We start from the raw sequence: 1,344 nt of genomic DNA, 5'->3' as shown, positions 1-1,344 counted from the left end.
AATAACTAAGCATATGGCGTGCCGATAGGCCAAAGCTATATGATTTGTTGACTGATCCGGGATTGCTGGTAAGGGGGAATTCGATGAGTAGGCAAGAACCTTACAAGAGGATAAGGTTGTTTTTAGAGTGCTTTGCATCCCTTTTTATTCAGTTGGTTATCTAAATTAAGGTACTTTTTAGGGAAATCACTCTTTTTTTGTGTGAGAATCTGCTATTTTTTATCAGTTTCCTTTAGTTTGGGCATTAGTAAGTCAAGGCTCTTTTTAGAACCGTTTTTTTTAATGTTTGTATTCCAGTTTATCCTTTATAATTTTTTTGTAATCCTTTGGAGGACCACGACTATCAAAGGTAAAAAGTGTGATCAATGTCTCTTTTTTACAACTCGGACAACAGCGATGGAGAGACTTCTCTTGAGTGGCAAAGGTTATTATGTATGCCAAGTTTTTATCTCTTAATTGCAATTGTAATAACGGTAACTTCTCTTTTTTCCAACTGCTGCTCAAAAACCCATAATGCCTTATTCGAGTAAAGCCTTTGGGAAGAATATGGAGCTGAAAACGCCGTATAAACTCTTTTGTAGAGAGTGTTAGTGTGGTTTTTTGCCCACCTTTTCTATAGTCTTTTAAACTAAATGTAAGCTTCTTTTTTTCTTTATCAATCGACAAAATACGGTGATTACTTATCGCTATTTTATGGGTGTACCTACCTAAATATTCAATCACATGTTCTGGTTTTCCAAAAGGAGTTTTGGCATACACCACCCACTCTTTTTTGAACAACTTATCATATAAAGATTGCGGTAATTGGGGAAGTGCCTTTCGTAATTTGGACACAAAACGGCCTCTAAATTTATCACTCATCGCCTCTACTGAAAATAGAAAATCATCTTTTGCTGTTCCTTTTTTCCAGAATCCTGCCTCACAAACACCTCCCCCTGGAACAATACAATGCAAATGCGGGTGTAATTGTAAATTCTGACCCCAAGTATGCAGCACGGCAATCATCCCCAGTTTTGCACCTAGATGTTTGGGATTGTTGCCAAAGGCAGAGAGGGTTTCCCAGGCGCTATCAAATAAGATTTTATATAGCACTTTGGGATAAGGTATTGCCACAGAATTGAGATGGTCTGGGAGTGTAAAAACAACATGAAAATAAGGCACAGGAAGGAGTTCTTGCGTTCTTGCAGCAACCCATTGATGCTGCTTATGTCCTTGGCAAGTAGGACAATGCCTATTGCGACAGGAATTGAATTGCAAATGGAGCTTCTTGCAATTCATACACCAATCTAAATGTCCACCAAGAGCTTTAGTGCGGCATTTTCTTATCGCATGCAAAGCGCGCTG

At 38.5% G+C, this 1,344-nt stretch carries 1 protein-coding gene; it reads right to left on the bottom strand.

The annotated features are described in order from the left end of the window. Window positions 1-279: 279 nt before the first annotated feature. A partial coding sequence (locus PGOND44_RS14880) for an IS91 family transposase (RefSeq protein ID WP_003447529.1) occupies window positions 280-1,344 on the bottom strand: 1,065 nt, incomplete at its 5' end.

The organism is Psychroflexus gondwanensis ACAM 44 (assembly GCF_000355905.1).
Classification (GTDB): domain Bacteria; phylum Bacteroidota; class Bacteroidia; order Flavobacteriales; family Flavobacteriaceae; genus Psychroflexus; species Psychroflexus gondwanensis.
The sequence above is the reverse complement of the archived record's forward strand: the minus strand, read 5'-3'. Positions and strand labels throughout refer to the sequence as shown.